This window comes from Lysinibacillus sp. RS10 (assembly GCF_041956855.1).
GTDB lineage: Bacteria > Bacillota > Bacilli > Bacillales_A > Planococcaceae > Lysinibacillus > Lysinibacillus xylanilyticus_A.
The window spans coordinates 1,625,666-1,645,147 of the sequence record NZ_CP167122.1; the positions used below are offsets into that span (position 1 = coordinate 1,625,666).

A 19,482-nucleotide genomic window follows, 5' to 3' on the forward strand; every position below is an offset into this window, starting at 1 on the left:
AGTCTGCTCTTAACTTTTTAATTTCAAAACGTTTTGGAATTAAAGTAACATTTCGTAACTTAATGCTTTACCAATAATTCTTGCTGGATTATTTTCATCAACGATGTAAGGAGTGTATTTAGAGTTATCTGGCATTAAGAAAATTGTATCACCTTGTTTTTTAACTCGTTTAAGTGTTGCTTCTTCGTCACCGTTTACTAATACAGCTGCAATTTCACCATTTTCGACATCTGGTTGAGCGCGTAGAAGAACGATTGCTCCATCAGGTATTGTTGGTTCCATGCTGTCACCCTTAGCTTGTAATGCAAATATATCTCCACTTGGTAAACTATCCGCTGGTTTATAAATATAATTTTCTATATTTTCTTTAGCTAAAATAGGATCACCACAAGCTATTTTCCCAAGGATAGGAATGGCAACTTTTTGTTGGCTTACTAAGTTAATATTTTTGGCTGCTGAACCAAATAACAACTCTATTACATCTACTTCTAAAACTTCAGCAAACTTAGGTATCTCTTCCATAGATATTTTTCTGGTGCCCTTATAGTATCTTGTAATTGTACTTCTATCTGTTCCAATCCTTCGTGCGAGTTCAGCACCGCTGATTCCTTTTTCTTCTGCTATTTTCTCTATTCTCTTAGCGACTTCTATGGATTTCAATTAATAGCACCTCCTTTATAAATATATTAACATGTTTCCTCATAGGAAACAATAGGAGGAATTAAGTATTGTTTTTAAACTATTAATATATTTTTGTTGACCGAATGGAAACATCAATGCTATTATTTGGTTAACAAATTGTTGGAGGTGAAAATATGAAATTCAACCATAATCGCCTAAAAGCAGAAAGAGTAGCAAGAGGTTTGACTGTTCAAGAAATGGGTGAAGTTTTAGGTGTTTCGAAAGGAACTTATTCAAAAAAAGAAAACGGGAAATTACCAATTGATGTTGATGAATTTTCTTTAATTACAAAAAAGTTCGGCATTGAACGAGAAAATATTGTGATTTTTTTACCCTTAACGTTTCCGAAATGGCAACACACGAAGAGGTTTATATATAGTGTGGTGCCAAAATGTCAAAGAATGATACCTAACTAGATTAATAATAAAGCGCACTGTGATACCGAGCCAATAACGGTATAGTCGGAACTTATAGCTTATGTGACGGTAGCAACGTTAAAAATTGAAAGAAGGAGATGATTAAAAATACAACCAATTAAACCACCGGAGATTCCGCCAGACACGTACAAACGTATGAAAGAGTTTTTTATGCGTACATCAATACCTCGGATATTAGCGGAACAAGCAAAACAAAAAGAAAAGGTGGTGAAGTCCAATGAAAATCAAAGTAGCAGAGTGGTTGGCATTACCAGTTGAAGTTAAATGCGAAATGATTCGTGAGGCAATGGCGAAGACAGTAGCAGCACGTCAGAAGTAAATCTATCAAACTATTAGGAGGAAACGAAATGAAACCACGTTTAAATATTATGGGACGCAAACACAAAATTGTAGATATGCATTTTAAAGCAGGTACAAATGACGAAATCGATCATGTTATGTACGAAACAGTTGAAAATGACGGTGTTACACCTATTTTTCAAACTCTATGTGATAGTAGCTCTAGTTTAAAAGATTCATATGATCATGTGGATAATCTTGCATCATTAATTGTGGATGACACACCAAGCCCTTTCTTGAAGCTCATTAAGCATCTTGAGGATATGCAAAAAGAAGAACACTTTAAATTACAGGATATTTTAACTGAGATGGGCGAGCTTAAAGAAGAGTTACCATTCGACAAACTTGAAGATAAATTGCTATCTAAACACGGTGAGTTTAAGCTCATGCAACAGCGAGTATTCGGCATCATCGATGCAGTAGAAGAAGTCAAAGCCTACGCGGAGGGATATTACGCAAATGTCGATGATGAAGCATTAGAAGGAGGAGAAATTAAATGAAATCAACAGGAATTGTTCGTAAAGTGGATGAGTTAGGTCGTATCGTTTTACCAATCGAATTACGCCGTAGCTTAAGTATTGATGTAAAGGATCCAGTAGAAATCTTTATCAATGATAATCAAATCATTCTACAAAAATATCAACCAAATGCTGAGAAAGAAGAAGTAACAGCGGAATTAGAAAAGTTAGTTGCTGATGCAAAAAGTCAACAGGCAATCGATGTATTACAACGTGCTATTAAGCTGATTAAGTAGGTGATTCCATGCGTATAGGCTACACACACGCTGATTTATACGACAGAGAATCAGATTACTGGCAAGACATTGAAGACGCACAACAAGCCCAATTAGAGGCACAAAAAAACTTGTCAAAGGCGGCAACCGATGACAAGCACAAACAAAATATAACTAACGGCATTTTATCACAGGAGGATGCAAAATGACAAATGACTTAACAACTCAGTTTAATAATGTTCAGTCGCAAGCAGAACAACAAAGTGTATTAGCGCAATCTAGTGCTTCTCGTGAAATGGAAGAAGTTAAGGGCGCGATTTTCTTGGCGAAGCAGTTCCCGCGTAACTATTTTGAATCCGAAAAACGTATTCAGGACGCTTGTAAACGTCCGTCTTTAGCGACTACAGCAACCTATGCGTATAAACGCGGTACTTCAAAAGTGGAAGGGCCGTCCATCCGACTTGCTGAGGTATTAGCCCAAAACTGGGGGAATCTATCATACGGAATCCAGGAACTAGAGCAGCGAGAAGGTGAGTCAGTTGCAAAGGCTTATTGTTGGGATCTTGAAACGAATGTCCGTCAGGAAAAAATATTCACAGTTAAACATGTCCGTAGTGCGCGAGGTAATTTAACTAAATTAACTGATCCAAGAGATATTTATGAGCGTGTAGCTAGTGACGGAGCTAGAAGATTAAGAGCTTGTATTTTAGGTGTTATTCCTGGTGATGTGGTTGAAATGGCAGTGGAACAATGTCGTTTAACATTGGCAGGACAATCAGACAAACCATTGAAAGAACGAATTAGTGGTGCTTTAAGCCACTTCAAAGAGAAATATGGCGTAACACAGGAAATGATTGAAGCCCACTTTGGATATAACGCTGGTTCGTTCAGTGAGTTCGATCTTGCACAACTAACAAGTATTCGAAATTCATTAAAGGACAATATGTCTACGGTTGAAGATTGGTTCAATAAAGATATAAGCAAGCAACAAACAAGTGGACTAGCTACCGAATTTGAAAAATCACAGGAACCGCCAAAAGCGGAGGTGAAGTCAGATGCAAACAACGTTCCAACTGAACAAGGATAATTATCACTCGAATGAAGCTAATCAGCACTATATATCAATATCGCAATTTAAGAGTGCAATAGAGTGTGAAGCTAGTGTAATTGCTGAGTTAAAGGGCGAGCATGAACGCCCTTCCTCTCTAGCGTTAACAGTTGGATCCTATACACATTCAGCATTTGAAAGTGACCAGGTTTTTGACGAGTTTGTGGAAGAAAACAGAGGAGTTATTTTCAATACTAGAGGCGGTAAATACGCTGATTTTAAACAAGCCGATTCCATGATAGAAACAATCAAAAATGACCGTTTTGCAATGTTCGCTCTGGAAGGTGAAAAAGAAATTATTTATACAGGTGAATTGTTCGGTGTCCTTTGGAAAATCAAAGTTGATGCAATAAATCATGATCGTAAAACATTCACTGATTTAAAGACTACTCAGATCCTTAATAAGCGTTATTGGAGCGATAAGTATTGTAAGTATGTTTCATTCGTTGAAGCCTATGATTACGTGCTACAAATGGCTATCTATCGTGAAATAATCTATCAAAACACTGGCTTTTACTATGCTCCGTATATTGTGGCAGTCACGAAGGAAACACCGCCCGATAAAGCTATATTGCATTTTGACAATAGCCGTTTTGGTTTTGAATTGGAATATGCAAAGGAGCATTTGCCAAGCATTATTGCAGCTAAATCAGGCAATAAGGAGCCGAAACGATGTGAGGTATGCGAATACTGCAGAACTACAAAACAATTAAAAAATACTTTTGAAATAGAGTTTCTTTTGAAGTAGGTGATACCAAAATGGCAGACATAACGTGGATAAAAATTAAAACAGATATGTTTGATAACGAGAAAATCAAACTAATTGAACGGATGCCCGAAGGTGACACAATCTTAATCATTTGGATAAAACTACTCACTTATGCAGGTAAAGCGAATTACAACGGTTTTATCATGCTAAGTGAAAATATCCCGATGAACATTGAGGAAATGGCGATTATTTTTAACAGGCCATTAGAAAAAGTAAGGTATGCCATCCAAATACTGCAGCGTTACAAAATGTTAGAAGTAGACGAGCAAGAAGTTGTTCTTATTAGCAACTGGGAGAAGCACCAAAACATCGATGGGATGCAAAAAATTCGCGAACAAAACCGCTTGCGAAAGCAGAAACAACGCGAAAAAACAAGGAATCAGGAGCTTCTTGAAATGCCAGGAGAAAGTCACGTGATAGTCACGCAATGTCACGCAACAGATATAGATAAAGATATAGATAAAGAATATATATTGTCGGGTAGTAAACCCGACTCTATTCCTTACAAAGAAATTATCGATTATCTAAATCAAAAAGCTAATAAGAAATTCAAACATACATCTCAGAAAACACAGACATTAATCAAAGCTAGGTTTAAAGAGAAATTCACCTTAGAGGATTTCAAACAAGTTATTGATATTAAAACAGCTCAATGGTTAGCAGATTCTAAGATGTCTGTGTATTTACGTCCTGAGACATTATTCGGAACAAAATTTGAGGGATATTTAAACGAGCAAAGCAAGTTTGTTCCTACAATACCATTACAAAATCAAGGCCCTGTACAAACAACAATGTACAAGCCAATCAATTCCGACATGACGAGAGGTGAAGGTTAATGCTTACAGAAGAAGCTGTCCTTGGTACATTACTAAAGTTCTCTCACTTACTGACAGATACAGATTTAAAGCCAAGCTATTTCCAGTATGCAGAGAATCGCAATGTATTACGTGCCATGAAAGAGTTGAACGCCAAAGGACAGGTTGTTGACTTAATAACCATGTTGACGCAAGGGAAACCCGAAGAATTTGGTGGAGCTGGAAAGCTTAATAAAATTCAAAATCTCGCAAATGAAGAAAAGTTTGATAGTTATGTTGGCATCTTGCTTGATAAATGGCAAGAACGTGAAAAGCTCAACATCTTGGAAGTAGCCAAGCATGATAACTGGACACTTGAAAAGATCACGAATGAATTAAACAGCCTAGTATCTAACAACACAGACGATCACAGCAGCATTAACGAATTAGTTATGCAAGTTGCCGAAGATCCCTGGAAGCCTACGAAAGGAACTAAGGGAATCCCCACAGGCTTAGAGGCATTACAGACCGCGACAAACGGCTGGCAGAATACAGATTTAATTATCTTAGCTGCAAGGCCATCGATGGGGAAAACAGATTTCATGTTGCATTGTGTGAAGCAAGCAGGCTGGCAAGGGTGTTTACCGATTGTCTTTAGTTTAGAAATGTCTGCAGTGAAATTAAGAGATCGCATGATTGCATCGACAGGCAGCTATAACCGTAACAAAATGAAAAACTTGTATGAGCGATTAACAGAGGGCCAAAAAGAGTCCTGGATGAAAGTAATTGCTCAGGTTGCTAAGACAAACGTTGAAATTTTTGATAAGAGTGGACAAACGATTTCGGAAATGCGAATGAAGATCAGGAAAGTACGTAATCAGAATCCTGACAAGCAGCTTATTATATTCATCGATTACCTAACACTTATCAAGCCATCGGATGAATCAAAAAGTATGCATTTATCAATTTCAGAAATATCAAAGGCATTGAAAGCTATAGCAAAAGAATTTAATTGCCCAGTAATTTCACTAGCTCAATTATCTCGAAGTGTTGAAAAGCGACCTGACAAACGTCCAATGCTTTCAGATTTACGTGAATCAGGAAGTATTGAGGAAGACGCAGACGTTGTGGTGTTCCTGTACCGCGATGCTTATTACTCAAAAAATGATGAAGACGATTCATTAGAAATCATCATTGCGAAAAATCGTGAAGGAGAAGTAGGCACAGTAAACGCCAAATTCAACAGATGGACAGGTGTAGTAAGTGACGTTCAATGAGCTGTTACTAGATGCAATTAAGAGTGATGATGAGCTACTTGCCTACTCAATCTATTGGCTTATAAAAAACAATGTCAAAAAGGGAACCGATAGAGCCAACAATATCAACTGGAATTTAGTGAACCATGATGAAGTGAAGCAAATGCGAGAACGCAATGAACTGAATTTGCAAACAATCAAGATTTATTCGGTTCCACTTGGTAACATGCAGCACATAATCATTTTCGCTAAAAGCGAAGAATCGGCAAAGGGCCATGTATATAGAGAGCTTGGAAGGATAACAACAAAGATATTCGACATTTCAAACAAGATGGACATGAGCTTTTGGTTTCCTGAACAACAAAAAAATAAATCATTACGCCAGGTGAAAGATGAAACATTAATCTTTCCAGCTACAGCAATGATTTTCACGAAAGGATAGAGGCGAATGGATAAAGAGACGCAAAAAGCTGGGGTATTGAACAATCAGCACACAGCACTTCAAGAAATCATAGAGATCACAAAAGGTTTAATCGATATGAACCCAGCATACGAAAAGATTCATAATATCGCACTTGAAGGATTGGAGGAACAACATGATTAATCGCGTTGTATTAGTTGGCCGTTTAACAAAAGATCCTGAATTGCGCTATACACCAAATGGTGTTGCTTCATGTCGCTTCAAAGTAGCCGTTAATCGAACATTCAGGGGGCAGGACGGAGAACCTGAAGCCGACTTTATTAGTTGCGTTGCTTGGAGAAAGCAAGCTGAGAATCTAGCAAACTTTCAACGAAAAGGTAATTTAATAGGTGTTGAAGGACGAATTCAAACAGGTAGTTATGAGGGGCAAGATGGCAAGCGCGTGTACACGACAGACGTTGTAGCCGATAGCATTCAATTCTTAGAGCCGAATAAAGGCTCAGAAAGCGCTCAGAATGGTTCGAACGTGCGTTCTGATGCAAGTAGAGGGGCAAGTCCTCAAAACGGCTCAGGAGGCTATAAACAGCCTCAAAACACACAGCCAAATTATACAAGGGTAGACGAAGATCCATTTGCAAATAGTAAAGGCCCTGTCGAGGTGTCCGAAGATGATCTTCCATTCTGATTTTGGAAGGAGAAACTATGAACAAACTAACATTTGAAATACCAGGAAATGTACAACCACAGCAAAGGCCAAAAGCAGCGACTAGAGGAAAAATAGTAACAATCTACGATCCGAAAGAATCAAAAGAATACAAGAAATATGTTGCGGCTGTAGCTGAAAAATATGCGCTTGATAGCTTGATAACACAAGAAATTAAATTGACTATTGATGTATACAGACCATTAACACAAGAAATTATCAAAAGTCATAACAAACTTACAGCCGCTATAAATGGCACATTACGTCCAACTAAGAAACCCGATATTGATAACCTAGTCAAAGGGATTAAAGATGGAATAACGAACGTGATTTGGAAAGATGATAGTCAAGTTACGGAATTACTAGCTCGCAAATGGTACGGAGAAAGCCCAAAAGCTGTAGTCACAATAGAATGGGAATCTGACAACAGCGAGCAAATGAAACTTTTCCAAAACAACTAATAAAGGGGATATTCAAAATGACAAACATTCAACTAAACGTATTATTCAAAAAGATGCAAAAGGACGACAAGAAAGAAGTGTTAATGTTCCATGTTCTAAGTGACGAACTACCACATGCGGACGAGCTTCTTAAACTACCAGGTACAATTGCTATTTTAAAAGTTCAAGATCAGGAAGGCGTAGGCGCTGAATTTGTATCCATCCAACGAGACGATAAAAAGACGGTGCTAAAGTTCAACGTCAAACGTGATTCTAAAAAGGTTTATGAGCTTTATAGATTCGCTGGCAATAACGTTAAATTAGAAATCCAGCCATCCCAAATGTCTATTGATGAATTTTATGAGGCTGAGGAAGACGATGAAGAAGAAGCTTCAAACGATCAAATGAGCATTGATGAAGTTAATCAGCAGCCTAGTGAGACTGAATAACAATTGAATAGAGAGCTCTAATTATAGGAGCTCTCTTTTTTATACCCAAAAACAGCAAATGAGGTCTAGAAAGTGATATATAAACGTAAAAATGTGTGCTATGTCATAACGGTAAATTATTAGTACAAAAAAGATGGTTTACATGAAATTCGTCAACACAAGTTTTTAAGTAAGCATCAATTCGGTTCAAAGATATTCGATGCATTTCTAAAAGAATATTTTAAAGGCTTTGCCGGATTCAGAGGTTTCTACAATGACGATTTAGGCTCTCAATGGACAGTAAGTAAAGACATTTGGGACAAGGTGAAAGATAAGGTTCTTGAAGGCATTACGGAGAAAGAAAAATGTTACTGATGAGGTGGAAGAAATGACATGAAAATACCTTGGCATAAACGAATTTACGCCTTATACAAAGGGGAGCAGTTTATTACAGAGGGAACAATACGAGAAATCAGTAGAGAAACAGGTAAAACAATCGATTTCTTGAAATACATGACGTATCCAATTTACGAAAAGCGAAGCGTAAACGGTAAAAATCAATTGAAAATGATTTCATTAGATGATTAAAAGAAAATGTGTAAGAAGGAGGCAAAGTATTGAACAAAGAAACAGTTTTATTTCAAGTTGAAAGGTCACACAAATATGACGAAGTAGATTTTACGGTATCCAGTAATTGATAGATATTTGCAGAACAACAAAGATAGAGAAACGATTATAGAAATGATGGCAAAGTTATTAAATCGTATTAAAAATAATGAGTACCCATTTAAGGTGTAATGAACAATTTGAGGAACGAAAAAATCCCCAGTATTAAACTGGGGGAGACGGTTTGCCAGGTAAATAAATATTATTTTTCTGGATAATCTACATGTAATGGTGGTGGAACTAACCAGCCTTTATTTTTATTAAGACGTAGTAGTTTAGCACCGATTAGGGCTTTAGCTGCATGGAATTGACCATACATTAAAGCAATATCTTCTCGAGTTGATGTACCCATTGCCTGACTGCATGCAACTAATCCAGCAGCTAGGTCAACTGACAGTGCAGCACTAATTTCTGGATCACTAAATTTTGCTCCTGGAGGGATATCTTCCATTCTTGCTACAGGTCTTTCAGGTGGAGCAGGAGGTAAACCAATACCATTAGTTTTTAGTATTTTTTCTAATTGTTTTACTTCATCCCTACAAAGTTCGATTATATCTTCAATAATTTTTTTTAGATCTTCGTCACCTGCATGATTATAGAACGTTTGATAGCCAGCAATCATACCATAGTCTGCAACTAAACTTGACCAAACACTAAATACTTCACCGTAATGCAATGGTTCATCTTTTGGATTTCCGCTAAGTATTCCCATACTACACTTCCTTTTCTGGTTATTCGCCATTTTTTCAAACAAGGATAGTATGGGTGAAATTAAAAAAATAATTCATAAAAAAAACTTAATTAACAATATGAGAAAAAAATAAAAGCACATATGTTAAATTAATAAATCAAACCCTTTTATGTGAAATTGCGGGATAGCGTGGTACAAGTCGTTTGGGGCGACGCAACAGGTTGCTATCCCAAAATCAATGTATGTAATTTGAGTTGAAAATATTACAACTATAAATATGTGTGGAAGGATAAAAAAGAGCCATCTCTTTAATAAGAAATGGCTAAAATAATGATCCAAAGGTTAATAAAAATGTAAACATATTAGGGATACACTTTATATAATGCTTTTGTTATTGGAATATATAGGTCTTTACCATCTGATTTAAAATAACGGAATGTTAAAAGGGTCACTTGAGGCAGAGTGACCCAAAGCCAACAAATCGGTGAGTTAAGCTAAATTTACTTAACACTACTATAACTATGTTCAGGTTGCTGGTTATGTATAGTGAATAGCCTTTGAAATAAATTTAAAAATAGGAAAAGCCGCAGCAATCAAACAATGCCACAGCCTTTGTTGTAGAGACATCCTATATTAGTGTGTACAAATTTAAGAATAAATATACATTAAAAAAAGCCGCAGTGTAATCAACGCTACAGCTCACTTTTTATGTAAATTAATAAACAAGGTAGGTGCTGCACATGTACGAATGGTTGAAGGATTATCGAAAGCTTGAAGAACAAATTACTTACCTTGAATACAATCTCGATAAAACAAAGCGTGAATTAACGCGTTGGGAAAATGTGAATGACTTAGGTAAGTACAAGCTTGAAGCTAAATCATTGGGGGCAAATGTAGAAGAAAAGATTGAAGCAATCGAATATGAATTGGCTCATAAATTAAATGACCTTCATGATCTGAAAACCCTCATTAGCACGTTCGATGGGCTTGAATATAAAATACTTTATCGTAAGCATGTGGAAGGTAAGACGCTGGAAACAATTGCTAGTGAATTAAATTACAGCACAAACTATATTAAGATGAAACACGCTAATATTATGCGTATGATGCAATACGCTGAAAAAGTATCATCTAAGTAATGTATTAAAATAGTACCTTACTATGTAGTGGCTGAATCTATTGAATAATCGTTATATGATGGTAGTGTGATAATTACATCACAAGCCATAAACCTCCATTCAGTTCGGCATGAGGCCACTCTATTATGAGTGGTCTTTTGTTTGTGAATATAAAAGAATAATTATATAATTATGGAAAATAATATCTTAAGGAGGGAACAGATGCCGGATTTTAAAGAGATTTGGGGAAATGGACCTGAAGTAATTCAAAACCATATCCTTGTTCTTGCGGTAGTAATGATATTAGTAATAGTTTTACAAATTATCTTTAAAAAGATTACTAAGATGCCTAATTGGTTGTTCAAAATTACATTTCCGATAATATCTTTTGGAGTTTTTGTATTAGTTCTATTAAATTATTACCTACCAGGTATAGCTAGTCAGATTGGTTTTAAATAGTACATAAAGGTCACATCTAACATGGTGTGGCTTTTTATTATAAACATTTCCATAAAAACTATTGCATTTTAGTACTATATTTGGTACTATAATAGTGGGAGGTGAAACATGGCAAAGATAGAGAAAATCATCGAAAAGATGAAAAATCAACCAAAGGGCATAACCTTCGCGGAAATAAAAAAAGTCCTCGAACATAACGGATACAAGGTAGTAAGAGTTGCGGGCTCACATCACCAGTTCCGAAATGAACAAGGACTTGTAACAACCATCAAGCGAGAAAATCCAGTGGATATTCAAGCTGTGAAGGATGCACTAAACAGAATAGGGGAGTAATTCCCCTTCTGTTTTCCCTTCTATCTTAAGCCATAACACATGAAAAATCAAAAAGACTTACATTATTATTTGTCGTTACCGTATACATTTCAAGTGCGTAAAACTGAGAACGGGTATTGGGCTAATATCAAAGAGTTGGATGGCTGTCATACACCAGCAGCAACTATTGAAGAAGCTTATACAGACTTAGAGAAAGTTTTACAAATGACTATTGAAACGAAGTTAGAATACGGTGATCCAATCCCTGAACCTGTTGACCATGATTACAGTGGTAAATTTAATGTGCGTGTTCCTAAGACATTGCATAAGCAGCTGGCACAAGAAGCTGAAGACGAGGGTGTATCTTTAAATCAATATGTTGTTTATAAGCTTTCTAAATAAGTTATCAAGGTCACGTTCATTTGAGCGTGGCTTTTTATTAAGCGACATAATGTGACAAATGTTTCCTATTAATATATTATTATACTAATAGGAGGTGTAATTATGCAAAAAAAGCAATGGTTAGGGGAAATTACTTTAGGAACTACTTGTCCTACATTAACTGATGGTATCAATGGATTATTTGAACAAATTATGCAAGAAGAAAAAACAGACAACATTGAAGTACATCAAGTTGTGCCAGTAGGAGCGAATAGTTTCTTTGTAATTTACAACTATTATGTCTAATTAGTTTCGAGTCCCACTCAATTGAGTGGGGCTTTTTATTATGCTTACGAAAGGATGTAATGCAATGCTAAAGAGTTGTACATATTGTGGTGGTATACATAAGCGTGGACAACGGTGTCCATCTAAGCCAGCAGCAGTAAAGAAGACAACATACATTGATAGATTTAGATGGAGTAGGGCATGGAAGAATAAGCGTGCACACATAGCAGACCGTGACAAACATCTATGCCAGGTATGCTTGCATAACCTACACAATACACAGACGCAGTATAACTTCACAGACTTAGAGGTGCATCACATAGAACCTATAGCAGATGCATGGGACAAGAGACTGGATGATGATAACCTTATCTCTCTTTGTCGTTATCACCATGAGCTTGCTGAGAAAGATTTAATTTCAAAAAATAAATTAAAAAATATGATTTGTGAGAGTACCCCCGGGGTGTTGGATTAAAATTTTTGAGATTACCGTACACCGACTGCCCCTATTTGCTCGAAAAAAATTCCCTAAATGAAAATTTTTAAGGAGGTGAGGAAATTGGTTAGACCGTCAAAAAGTGTCAAAACAATGAGTAAGAATTTAACGAAAGAAGAAATTGCTATTCGTACTCAAACAGAAGAAAAATTAAAAGGTGCTGCCGATGAAATCTCGCCTCCAACACACTTAAATGCTAGGCAAAAGAAAATTTTCAATTACATCGTAAAGGAACTACAAGCGAGTGGGATTCTTGGGAATCTCGATATTTACATATTGAGTACCTGTGCGGTAGCTATTGATCGGGTGCAGCAAATTGAAAGAATCATTAACAAAGATATTGAACGCTTATTGGACCGAAATTTATTGAGTGCTAAAGATAAATACTCGAAAGAATTTTTCCGTTGTTGTAACGAGCTAAGTTTGTCACCTCAAAGCCGTGCGAAGTTAGGAAATATTAATTTCCAAGTCCGAGTTGAAGAAGATGATCCGCTGTTAAAAGTATTGAGTGGTGGTAAAAAATGATTTTTGAAAAGGCGGTAAAATACGCTGAAAGAGTTGTAAAGGGCAAAGAAATTACAACAAAAGAGGTCATTATTCAGTGTAATTGGTTCCTCAAAGATTTAGAAAAGCAGTATGAAGATGATTTTGATTACTATTTCGATATGGAAGAAGTAGAAAAAATCGAAGGATTATTGGATTTACTTAATTTCGCAACAGGGTTAGGGGTAGCAGGTAAAACTATTTTAGAAGGCTTGGAAGGATTCCAGGCTTTTTTTCTTGTAAACATATTTGGTTGGCGCTTTAAAAACGATAAAGAAAAGTATCGATACCGTGATATTACGTTATTTATTCCACGTAAGAATGCGAAAACTTTCATTTGCGCTCTAATCATCATTATCTTAATGCTAACAGAAGACGATCATTCAGAGTTTTATTCAATCTGCCTGGATCGTGAGCTTGCAGGTGAAGTTAAAAAGGCAATGACGCAAATTATCATGGCCAGCCCTGACATAGCAAAATACTTTGTGATCCCTAAAACTTTAAGTGGACGTATTGTATGTACTTTAACAAATAGTTTTTACCAGGCACGTACTGCAGAGGCGAATCGAAACAACTCAATCCGTCCTTCAGCTTTTATTGCTGATGAAGTGGGTGCTTTTAAGGATTACAAGAATATAAATGCCATGAAGTCAGGGCAATTGAACGTGAAAAATCCATTGCGTTTTAAATTAACAACTGCTTATGCCGAGGATAAATCAATAATGTTGGAAGAATTGGCGTATGCAAAGAAAGTCTTTAATGGATTTATTGAAGATGATCGCATGTTTGCGCTGCTATATTATGCAGAAGACGAGCATTTATGGGACGATACAGGGCTCTATCAGGCGAATCCACTGAGGATTGAGGAAAACTATAACGAGATTCGAGATAGCCGTAAATCAGCTATAGAAAAGCCCTCAGAACGCGAAGAATATCTATGTAAACATATGAATCACTTTTTGCCTTCAAATAGTGGTGAAGCATACGTTAATGTGGAAGACTTACGGAAATGTAAAATGGATGAGTTCGATTGGACAGGCCGTCAAGTTTGGTTAGGTTTAGACTTGGCCATGACAAATGATAACTGTTCCTTCTCGTTGGTGACTGAGGAAGACATGGAAATCTATGCGGACTCTTATGCATTTGTGCCAACAGAGCGTATTCCTGATAAAAACCGAGTGGAGAAAATTAATTATTACGATCACATTAAGTCAGGAAAATGTTTTTCTTGTGGTGATATGACCGTAGATTATGGATTCATTGAACAAAAGGTTTTAGAGGTAGAAGAAACATTCAAGGTAATTGTCATGGGAGTGGCTTATGACCGATATAACTGCCTTTCTACAGCTCAGAAATTAGAAAAAGAAGGTCTAGTTACCGTGGAAGTAAAGCAGCATTCAAGCGTGTTACATCCAGCTACAAAGCTGTTAAGAGAAAAGATTATGAACAAAGAATTTCACTATACCGAGAATGAATTGCTAGAAGAAAATTTCCAAAATGCAAAAGTTACTGAGGACACAAACAAAAATATCTATGTTAATAAGAAAAAATCAACTGGCAAGGTCGATATGGTTGTAAGTCTAATCAATGCAATCTATTTACTGCAGCATGATGTCATCTTTAATCCTGATGCTGATTGGGGCGCACAAGTCATTTAAGGAGGTGAGATTGTGGGATTAATTAAAGAGTGGCGTGAATGGCGTGATTACAGACATATTCAGGAGTTTCGCGAGAGTGGAATGGATGAATTGTTGCTGCAAGCAGGTTTAGCAAGTGCAGTATTAACAAAGGAAGAAGCGTTAAGTATACCTAGTGTTGGCACCTGTGTAGATTTGATTTCGGGTCTTATTGCAACTCTACCTATCAAATTGTACAGAGAAAACAGCGGTAAAATTGAAGAAATGGAAGAAGATAGACGCGTTATTCTACTTAATGACGAGACACAAGACACGCTAGATGGCTTCCAGTTTAAAAAGGCTTTAGTGACTGATTACTTATTGGAGGGTGCAGGCTACGCATATATCAATCGGAGAAGAAATGATATTGAAAGTCTTCACTATGTTGAGAACCGAAATGTATCGGTGCTAGTTGGTGTTGATCCAATATTTAAAAGCTATGATATTTCCGTTAATGGTGTGAACTATCGAGAATTTGAGTTTATAAAAATTGCTCGAAATTCAAAAGACGGTGTAACAGGTAATGGAATCATAAAAGATCACAATAAAATTTTATCTGTTGCATACAATACACTTGTTTTTGAGGATTCACTTGTTAAAACAGGTGGTAATAAAAAAGGTTTCTTAAAGTCTCTTGGTCGATTGTCTAAGGACGCTATTTCTGAATTAAAAACAGCCTGGAACAATTTATACAAAAACAATACTGAAAATATTGTTGTTTTAAATAATGGCTTAGACTTTAAAGAGGCATCAAGTACATCGGTTGAAATGCAGCTGAATGAAAATAAAAAAACCAATTCAAGCGAAATTAATAAACTATTTAAAGTGCCTGATAGCATTTTGGACGGTTCAGCCAGTGAAGCAGTACATGGGAACTTCATAAAAAATTGCATATTGCCGATTATTCGAGCGATTGAAACGGCATTAAACAAGGACTTGCTTCTTCCATCTGAGAAAGAGCAGTCTTTTTATTTTGCTTTCGATATGAAAGAGCTTATTAAAGGCGATATTGAAAAACGTTTTAAAGCTTATGAAATCGCTGTTAAAAACGGATGGATGCAAGTAGATGAAGTTCGTTATTCAGAAGATCTTCCACCACTTGGGTTAGATTTCATTAAATTAGGCTTGCAAGATGTCTTGTATGATCCAAAAACAAAACAGATTTACACACCTAATACAAATAAAACAGCTGATATTTCAGAGCCAGGGCAAGCTTTGGAAGGAGGTGAAGAAAATGAGGATTGAAATTAGAGAAAATCAAGTGCTACTCGATGGCTATGTTAATGCAGTTGATCGTGAAAGTAGAGTGCTTCCTTCACCTAAAGGGAGATTTGTGGAGAAAATCGTGCCCAAAACTTTTGAAAGAGCACTGCAAAAAGCTAGTGATGTCGAATTACGATTCAATCATAATAAAAACCGTAAATTAGGTTCAATTAAAGAAGGAAATCTCGAATTGTATGAGGATAACATCGGTTTGCGTGCAATTGCGAAGGTTTCCGACGACGAAATCATTCAAAAGGCGCAAAATGGCGAATTAAGAGGTTGGTCGTTTGGTTTCATTTCCAATAAAGACCGTTGGGAAGATGGAGAAAACGGTATTCAAAGACGTTTTATTGAGGATTTAGACCTTTTAGAAGTGTCAATTTTGGATAAAACACCTGCTTATATTGCTACTTCAATTGAATCTCGCGGGGAAGAAGAAGCTATTTCTGAAACACGTGGTGCTGATTTTAAGGCGAAAATTGAGGATTTTACAAAAGAAGAACAGGAAGAAAAACGAGAAAATGTTGTTTATTCCTTGTATGAAAAAGAAATAGAGTTTTTAAAATTGAAAGGTGGAAAATAAACATGGGAAAATTATTAGAAATGAAAAATGTACTTGCTGCACCAGTAATCGAATATCGTTCAATGCCTACTCTAGTAGAACAACGAAACAACTTACTTGATGAAATGGACGGGTTATTAAAGAAAGCGAAAGAGGAAACTCGTGCTTTTTCAGATGATGAATCAACTCGTTTTGAAGAAATCAAAACAGAGATTGCTAAAATCGATAAAACGATTAAAGCTGAAGAAGAAGCACGATCTTTGGATAAAAAAGTACCTGTAAAACAAGCTGAAGAACGTACAGAAGAAGAAGCTGAAACGCGTGCTTTCGATAATTACATTCGTGGTGTAGTGGAAGATCGAGCAGATGTTAATTTAACAGTCGGAGCAAACGGTGCTGTGATTCCTTCTAGTATTGCAAATAAAATTATTCAAAAGGTATACGATATTTCACCAATTTATCAATTAGCAACTCGCTATAATGTCGGTGGTTCATTAAGCATTCCATACTATGATGAATCCGCAGGAACAATTGAAATGGCTTATGCTGATGAATTTGTGGAATTAGAATCTACTAGCGGTAAATTTGGTTCTATCGAGTTAAAGGGTTTCTTAGCAGGTGCATTAAGTAAAGTATCTAAATCACTTGTTAATAATTCGCAGTTTGATCTTGTTTCATTTGTTGTAGGAAAAATGGCAGAATCTATTGCCAAATGGATTGAAAATCAATTGTTAAATGGCACGCCAAATAAGGTCACGGGACTTTCAACTGTTTCACAAACTGTTACTGCAGCATCGGCATCGGTATTAACAGCAGATGAATTAATTGATGTGCAAGAAGAAGTACCTGATGTATTCCAAGGAAGTGCTATTTGGATCATGAATAGAACGACACGTAAAGCTATTCGCAAATTGAAAGACGGCCAAGGCAACTATTTATTAAATAGAGATGCAACGGCACGTTGGGGCTACACTTTACTAGGTAAAGATGTATACACATCTGATAATATGCAAGGAATGGAAGCAGGAAATACAGCTATTTTCTATGGTGATATGTCAGGTCTTGCGGTTAAGCTTGCTGAAAATGTCTCAATTGAAATTCTACGCGAAAAGTATTCAACACAACACGCAATCGGTGTTGTAGGTTGGATTGAAATCGATTCAAAGATTGAAAATGCACAAAAAATCTCTAAATTAGTTATGAAATCAGCGTAGGGGCTACACTCTACGCTTCTTTTATTGGAGGTGACAGAATGAAAGTAAAAGCACTTGTAAGCTTTTCGGGCAAGGTTACTATGTCAAAAGGTGAAGTTAAAGTGTTATCTAAGGAAGTTGCAGAAGACTTGTTACAAGCTGGCCATGTAGAGGAAGTTGTTACAAAAAAGCAGGTGAAAAGTGATGCAGGTTAGTGAAATTACGCCAGTTGAACTGGCTCGATATGCGCGTGAAGATGAAACGGATCAAGATGTTATTTCAACATTTACTCTTATTCTTTCAGCTGCAAAAGCTTATATAAAAGGCTATACGGGGCTATCTGATGAACAACTAGATACAAAAGAAGATATATCAATCGCTATATTTGTACTGGCGAATGAAATGTATGAAAATCGTATCTTTACTGTGAAAGATAACAATGTAAATAAAGTTGTTCAATCCATATTAGATATGCACTCTATTAATTTACTTTGAGGTGAGTAATATGAATCCTGGAGATTTAAGACATAAAATTAAAATCCTCACCAATCAAAAAACAACTAATGAGTTAGAAGAAACAATTTATAAATTTTTACCTGTAAAGACAATTTGGGCGGCGATCATTCCGCAAACAGGATCATTACAAAAACAAGCTGTTGATACAATCCTAACAAATGTCACACATAAAATTATTGTCCGTTATTCGGCTGGCAAGGACATTACAAAAGATATGCGAATCGGATATAAAAATCACGAATTTGAAATCAAATATATCTTAAATCCATATTTCAAAAACGAAACACTTGAAATCTTTGTCCAGGAGGTGCTGACATGAGTATTGAAATGGATGGTTTAACCGATTTCCAAAAAGCTTTGTTTGATGTCGCCACTAGAAAGGTACCTAATGAAGCTCCGAAATTGATGCGAAAAATTGGTAGCAAAGCAAGGATGAAAGTAGCAAGAAAAGCTCGAAGCCTCGTCAAAAAGAAAACAGGAATGTACCATAAAAAGTGGAAACGCGGTAAGGTCTTTGTTGGCTATCGAGGTGAGCTTGTTGTTCGTGTTTATAATTCATCACCACACGCTCATTTAGTGGAAGATGGCCACAGGATGGTCGATAGTGAAGGAAATGATTTAGGAAAGTTTGTACACGGTAAAAAACCTCTCGACAAAGGAATGCGAGAATTTGAAGCATCCGGTGAAGTGGAAAAAGAAACGGTGAAATGGCTAGATGATCTGTTGGAGAAGGCGAAATTATGATTACCTTCAAAAAAATAAAAACGACAATCAATAAGAAATTGCATTCAAATTTTAGTGATATTGATGTTTATAGTAAATCAGCAAATGAAGGATTTATACGTCCATCATTTAAAGTTGAGTTAGATAATGTGAAGCGTGAAGGCTCTTTAACACAAGTTGAAAGGTCTTGCACGGTTCGCATTTTTTATTTCCCTTCTACTATTGATGATAATGCAGCAGAGCTATTAGATGTTCAAGAAGCATTAGGGGATTTATTTGATCTTAAATTCACTGTGGATGGCCGCCATTTAGATGTAGTTGAACCGAAATTTGATGAAATTGACGGTGTGCTGCAGTTTGAATTTGATATTCAAATCTTTGAAGCAAGAGGAAACGAATATGACATGAATCTTAACCACAATCCAGAGTTAATGCAAAACCTAGAATTTAGAAAGGGTGATTATAGTGGGATTACCGGAGATTAATATT

At 36.3% G+C, this 19,482-nt stretch carries 32 protein-coding genes; 30 read left to right on the plus strand and 2 right to left on the minus strand.

All coding sequences use genetic code 11. The features are described from left to right. Nucleotides 1-39: 39 nt before the first annotated feature. On the minus strand, nucleotides 40-660 hold the full coding sequence (locus ACB089_RS08165; RefSeq protein ID WP_374965975.1) for a LexA family protein: 621 nt from the start codon (nucleotides 658-660) through the stop codon (nucleotides 40-42). Nucleotides 661-815: 155 nt separating this feature from the next. Here ACB089_RS08165 and ACB089_RS08170 point away from each other — a divergent pair, with 155 nt between their 5' ends. The 14 genes from ACB089_RS08170 to ACB089_RS08235 all read left to right on the plus strand — a co-directional run bounded on the left by ACB089_RS08170 (nucleotide 816) and on the right by ACB089_RS08235 (nucleotide 8,697). Continuing rightward, entirely contained in the window at nucleotides 816-1,097 is a 282-nt protein-coding gene (locus ACB089_RS08170) for a helix-turn-helix domain-containing protein (RefSeq protein ID WP_375122140.1), read from the plus strand. Between the two features lie 368 nt (nucleotides 1,098-1,465). Then, entirely contained in the window at nucleotides 1,466-1,957 is a 492-nt protein-coding gene (locus ACB089_RS08175; protein WP_374965977.1) for a hypothetical protein, read from the plus strand. After that, a complete protein-coding gene (locus ACB089_RS08180; protein WP_374965978.1) occupies nucleotides 1,954-2,211 on the plus strand; it encodes an AbrB/MazE/SpoVT family DNA-binding domain-containing protein in 258 nt (85 codons plus the stop codon). Before ACB089_RS08175 ends, ACB089_RS08180 begins: the two co-directional genes overlap by 4 nt. An 8-nt stretch (nucleotides 2,212-2,219) precedes the next feature. Then, on the plus strand, nucleotides 2,220-2,399 hold the full coding sequence (locus ACB089_RS08185; RefSeq protein ID WP_374965979.1) for a hypothetical protein: 180 nt from the start codon (nucleotides 2,220-2,222) through the stop codon (nucleotides 2,397-2,399). Continuing rightward, on the plus strand, nucleotides 2,396-3,277 hold the full coding sequence (locus tag ACB089_RS08190; RefSeq protein WP_374965980.1) for a hypothetical protein: 882 nt from the start codon (nucleotides 2,396-2,398) through the stop codon (nucleotides 3,275-3,277). The genes ACB089_RS08185 and ACB089_RS08190 overlap by 4 nt, the downstream gene beginning before the upstream one ends. Continuing rightward, nucleotides 3,246-4,046: a PD-(D/E)XK nuclease-like domain-containing protein gene (locus tag ACB089_RS08195; RefSeq protein ID WP_374965981.1), complete on the plus strand. Its 801-nt coding sequence runs from the start codon at nucleotides 3,246-3,248 to the stop codon at nucleotides 4,044-4,046. Before ACB089_RS08190 ends, ACB089_RS08195 begins: the two co-directional genes overlap by 32 nt. Nucleotides 4,047-4,057: 11 nt before the next feature. Continuing rightward, the gene (locus tag ACB089_RS08200; protein WP_374965982.1) at nucleotides 4,058-4,903 is read left to right on the plus strand and encodes a phage replisome organizer N-terminal domain-containing protein; all 846 of its coding nucleotides are present in this window, start codon (nucleotides 4,058-4,060) and stop codon (nucleotides 4,901-4,903) included. Then, nucleotides 4,903-6,138, plus strand: coding sequence for a replicative DNA helicase (locus ACB089_RS08205; RefSeq protein ID WP_374965983.1), 1,236 nt, complete (start codon nucleotides 4,903-4,905; stop codon nucleotides 6,136-6,138). Before ACB089_RS08200 ends, ACB089_RS08205 begins: the two co-directional genes overlap by 1 nt. Beyond that, nucleotides 6,125-6,559: a hypothetical protein gene (locus ACB089_RS08210; RefSeq protein WP_374965984.1), complete on the plus strand. Its 435-nt coding sequence runs from the start codon at nucleotides 6,125-6,127 to the stop codon at nucleotides 6,557-6,559. The genes ACB089_RS08205 and ACB089_RS08210 overlap by 14 nt, the downstream gene beginning before the upstream one ends. A gap of 6 nt (nucleotides 6,560-6,565) precedes the next feature. After that, nucleotides 6,566-6,721, plus strand: coding sequence for a hypothetical protein (locus ACB089_RS08215; RefSeq protein WP_374965985.1), 156 nt, complete (start codon nucleotides 6,566-6,568; stop codon nucleotides 6,719-6,721). Further along, on the plus strand, nucleotides 6,714-7,223 hold the full coding sequence (ssb, locus tag ACB089_RS08220; protein WP_374965986.1) for a single-stranded DNA-binding protein: 510 nt from the start codon (nucleotides 6,714-6,716) through the stop codon (nucleotides 7,221-7,223). Before ACB089_RS08215 ends, ssb begins: the two co-directional genes overlap by 8 nt. Before the next feature lie 17 nt (nucleotides 7,224-7,240). Further along, nucleotides 7,241-7,702: a RusA family crossover junction endodeoxyribonuclease gene (locus tag ACB089_RS08225; RefSeq protein WP_374965987.1), complete on the plus strand. Its 462-nt coding sequence runs from the start codon at nucleotides 7,241-7,243 to the stop codon at nucleotides 7,700-7,702. Nucleotides 7,703-7,719: 17 nt separating this feature from the next. Beyond that, nucleotides 7,720-8,130 carry a hypothetical protein gene (locus ACB089_RS08230; RefSeq protein WP_374965988.1) on the plus strand — a complete coding sequence of 137 codons (411 nt, stop codon included), beginning with the start codon at nucleotides 7,720-7,722 and terminating at the stop codon, nucleotides 8,128-8,130. Nucleotides 8,131-8,502: 372 nt separating this feature from the next. Further along, nucleotides 8,503-8,697 carry a hypothetical protein gene (locus ACB089_RS08235; protein WP_374965989.1) on the plus strand — a complete coding sequence of 65 codons (195 nt, stop codon included), beginning with the start codon at nucleotides 8,503-8,505 and terminating at the stop codon, nucleotides 8,695-8,697. 280 nt (nucleotides 8,698-8,977) lie between these two features. Here ACB089_RS08235 and ACB089_RS08240 read toward each other — a convergent pair whose 3' ends face one another. Next, nucleotides 8,978-9,487 carry a DUF3231 family protein gene (locus ACB089_RS08240; RefSeq protein WP_374965990.1) on the minus strand — a complete coding sequence of 170 codons (510 nt, stop codon included), beginning with the start codon at nucleotides 9,485-9,487 and terminating at the stop codon, nucleotides 8,978-8,980. 719 nt (nucleotides 9,488-10,206) lie between these two features. Here ACB089_RS08240 and ACB089_RS08245 point away from each other — a divergent pair. The 16 genes from ACB089_RS08245 (at nucleotide 10,207) to ACB089_RS08320 (ending at nucleotide 19,478) form a co-directional block, all read left to right on the plus strand. Continuing rightward, the gene (locus ACB089_RS08245; protein ID WP_374965991.1) at nucleotides 10,207-10,605 is read left to right on the plus strand and encodes a hypothetical protein; all 399 of its coding nucleotides are present in this window, start codon (nucleotides 10,207-10,209) and stop codon (nucleotides 10,603-10,605) included. A gap of 201 nt (nucleotides 10,606-10,806) precedes the next feature. After that, complete coding sequence (locus tag ACB089_RS08250) at nucleotides 10,807-11,043, plus strand: hypothetical protein (protein WP_374965992.1); 237 nt, start codon at nucleotides 10,807-10,809, stop codon at nucleotides 11,041-11,043. Between the two features lie 108 nt (nucleotides 11,044-11,151). Continuing rightward, entirely contained in the window at nucleotides 11,152-11,376 is a 225-nt protein-coding gene (locus ACB089_RS08255) for a type II toxin-antitoxin system HicA family toxin (protein WP_374965993.1), read from the plus strand. 39 nt (nucleotides 11,377-11,415) lie between these two features. Then, entirely contained in the window at nucleotides 11,416-11,757 is a 342-nt protein-coding gene (locus ACB089_RS08260) for a type II toxin-antitoxin system HicB family antitoxin (RefSeq protein ID WP_374965994.1), read from the plus strand. Between the two features lie 102 nt (nucleotides 11,758-11,859). Then, nucleotides 11,860-12,042: a hypothetical protein gene (locus ACB089_RS08265; RefSeq protein WP_374965995.1), complete on the plus strand. Its 183-nt coding sequence runs from the start codon at nucleotides 11,860-11,862 to the stop codon at nucleotides 12,040-12,042. Between the two features lie 64 nt (nucleotides 12,043-12,106). Further along, entirely contained in the window at nucleotides 12,107-12,496 is a 390-nt protein-coding gene (locus ACB089_RS08270) for an HNH endonuclease (RefSeq protein WP_374967524.1), read from the plus strand. Between the two features lie 84 nt (nucleotides 12,497-12,580). After that, on the plus strand, nucleotides 12,581-13,042 hold the full coding sequence (locus ACB089_RS08275; protein WP_374965996.1) for a phage terminase small subunit P27 family: 462 nt from the start codon (nucleotides 12,581-12,583) through the stop codon (nucleotides 13,040-13,042). After that, nucleotides 13,039-14,718: a terminase large subunit gene (locus ACB089_RS08280; RefSeq protein WP_374965997.1), complete on the plus strand. Its 1,680-nt coding sequence runs from the start codon at nucleotides 13,039-13,041 to the stop codon at nucleotides 14,716-14,718. The genes ACB089_RS08275 and ACB089_RS08280 overlap by 4 nt, the downstream gene beginning before the upstream one ends. Nucleotides 14,719-14,730: 12 nt before the next feature. Continuing rightward, a complete protein-coding gene (locus ACB089_RS08285; RefSeq protein ID WP_374965998.1) occupies nucleotides 14,731-15,981 on the plus strand; it encodes a phage portal protein in 1,251 nt (416 codons plus the stop codon). Next, a complete protein-coding gene (locus ACB089_RS08290; RefSeq protein ID WP_374965999.1) occupies nucleotides 15,971-16,582 on the plus strand; it encodes an HK97 family phage prohead protease in 612 nt (203 codons plus the stop codon). Before ACB089_RS08285 ends, ACB089_RS08290 begins: the two co-directional genes overlap by 11 nt. Nucleotides 16,583-16,584: 2 nt before the next feature. Beyond that, on the plus strand, nucleotides 16,585-17,775 hold the full coding sequence (locus ACB089_RS08295; protein WP_374966000.1) for a phage major capsid protein: 1,191 nt from the start codon (nucleotides 16,585-16,587) through the stop codon (nucleotides 17,773-17,775). Between the two features lie 38 nt (nucleotides 17,776-17,813). Continuing rightward, complete coding sequence (locus ACB089_RS08300) at nucleotides 17,814-17,969, plus strand: hypothetical protein (protein ID WP_374966001.1); 156 nt, start codon at nucleotides 17,814-17,816, stop codon at nucleotides 17,967-17,969. After that, complete coding sequence (locus ACB089_RS08305) at nucleotides 17,959-18,249, plus strand: head-tail connector protein (protein ID WP_374966002.1); 291 nt, start codon at nucleotides 17,959-17,961, stop codon at nucleotides 18,247-18,249. Before ACB089_RS08300 ends, ACB089_RS08305 begins: the two co-directional genes overlap by 11 nt. 10 nt (nucleotides 18,250-18,259) lie before the next feature. Then, nucleotides 18,260-18,589 carry a phage head closure protein gene (locus ACB089_RS08310; RefSeq protein ID WP_374966003.1) on the plus strand — a complete coding sequence of 110 codons (330 nt, stop codon included), beginning with the start codon at nucleotides 18,260-18,262 and terminating at the stop codon, nucleotides 18,587-18,589. Beyond that, nucleotides 18,586-19,014, plus strand: coding sequence for an HK97 gp10 family phage protein (locus tag ACB089_RS08315; protein WP_374966004.1), 429 nt, complete (start codon nucleotides 18,586-18,588; stop codon nucleotides 19,012-19,014). The genes ACB089_RS08310 and ACB089_RS08315 overlap by 4 nt, the downstream gene beginning before the upstream one ends. Further along, on the plus strand, nucleotides 19,011-19,478 hold the full coding sequence (locus ACB089_RS08320) for a DUF6838 family protein (RefSeq protein WP_374966005.1): 468 nt from the start codon (nucleotides 19,011-19,013) through the stop codon (nucleotides 19,476-19,478). Before ACB089_RS08315 ends, ACB089_RS08320 begins: the two co-directional genes overlap by 4 nt. Nucleotides 19,479-19,482 lie beyond the last annotated feature (4 nt).